Here is a 1304-nt window from a genome sequence, read left to right as displayed (position 1 = left end):
TTGACGTGGTTCCGTTTTGGTTTACACTTTTGCGGGTTAGTAAATATTAAAAACTTCAATTCTTATCCAGTTTGTCGGTAATATTCGGCTTCAAAAGCTACTGGATTTAAATAGTTCAAAGAAGAATGCAATCTTCTTGTATTGTAATATCCATCAATGTATTCAAATAAAGCAGACTTTAATTTTTCGATGCTCTCGTAACCGCCTTTTGGCATATTCAATTCGGCCTTCAGCCGGCTCCAGAATGACTCAGCCCAGGCGTTGTCGTATGGATCATCGGCCCGGGACATACTCTGTTTCAATTTAAAAGTCTTGATCAATTTTTTCATTTTATGCGACAAGTATTGACCGCCGCGGTCAGAATGTATAATCATACCTGGCTTTACCCTACGCCTCAAAAGAGCTCTTTCCAATGGTTCCCTAACAAGACTTTCCCGCATATTATCACCTAACTGCCATCCAACCACCTGCCGTGAGAATAAATCGATCCAAACACATAAGTACGCCCATTTTCCACCTTTAAGAGGCATATACGTGATATCCGAAACCCACATTTGATTAGGTTTATTTGGCTTGGGCTGCCCCAACAATAGATTGGGAGATACCCGTTTTCCATGCCTACTATCCGTTGTTCTTGGAATAAATTTCCGTGGCTGAATAGCTCTTAACCCTTCTTTTCGCATGATTTCAGCAACTTTCCTACGGCCGATTTTTATCCCCTTTTGTTTCAAGGATTCCTTAATGCGTCTGCTACCGTATCGCTTAAAATTCTGAATAAATTCGGTCCGTATCTCATGCTTTGGTCGATTATATTTCTTGTCAGCGTTATGGGTTTTTCCTTGCCGGTAGCGGTAGTAAGCTGTCCGGCTCACTTCAAAAAGTAAGCACAAAGAACTGATCTTTTGTGTCCGAGAAAATGAGTAAATCAGCTCATAGACGTCCCTGAGTCGGACTGGCTCAAGAGACCTAAGGCCTTTTTTAGTATCTCGCGGTCAGTTTTTAAACGCTCATTTTCTGCACGTAGTTTTGCAACTTCGGCAGCCAACTTCGTTGTCCTATCGCTGGTATTTACTCCTGTATTCGATTTCGTCTTTTTTGTTGCCATCCTTTTCCAACGATAGAGAAGATTCTCGGCAATTCCAAACGCTTCCGAGATTTCCTTAGCGCTTCTACCAGAAGCCAGCATTCTAAATACTTCTTGCTTGAACTCAGCGTCATAGCTCCTACGAGTCTTTAACGTTTTTGGGTCTTTCATTTTGCATCAGGATGTGCAAAAATGTGTGCCGTTTTTTGGAGCCACCTCA

At 41.9% G+C, this 1304-nt stretch carries 2 protein-coding genes; both read right to left on the bottom strand.

The window, feature by feature from the left end:
- Window positions 1–62: 62 nt before the first annotated feature.
- The gene (locus FEM55_RS12410; protein WP_229209227.1) at window positions 63–890 is read right to left on the bottom strand and encodes an IS3 family transposase; all 828 of its coding nucleotides are present in this window, start codon (window positions 888–890) and stop codon (window positions 63–65) included.
- A gap of 35 nt (window positions 891–925) precedes the next feature.
- A complete protein-coding gene (locus FEM55_RS12405) occupies window positions 926–1255 on the bottom strand; it encodes a transposase (RefSeq protein WP_138281700.1) in 330 nt (109 codons plus the stop codon).
- Between the last annotated feature and the right edge of the window lie 49 nt (window positions 1256–1304).

It is taken from the genome of Dyadobacter sediminis, from assembly GCF_005860765.1.
In the GTDB taxonomy this organism is placed as follows: Bacteria; Bacteroidota; Bacteroidia; order Cytophagales; family Spirosomataceae; genus Dyadobacter; species Dyadobacter sediminis.
This window is presented reverse-complemented; position numbering and strand designations above follow the sequence as displayed.

Coding starts and splice junctions, on each gene's coding strand:
- FEM55_RS12405 (WP_138281700.1), bottom strand. CDS start 1,255: ATGAAAGACCCAAAAACGTTAAAGACTCGTAGGAGCTATGACGCTGAG.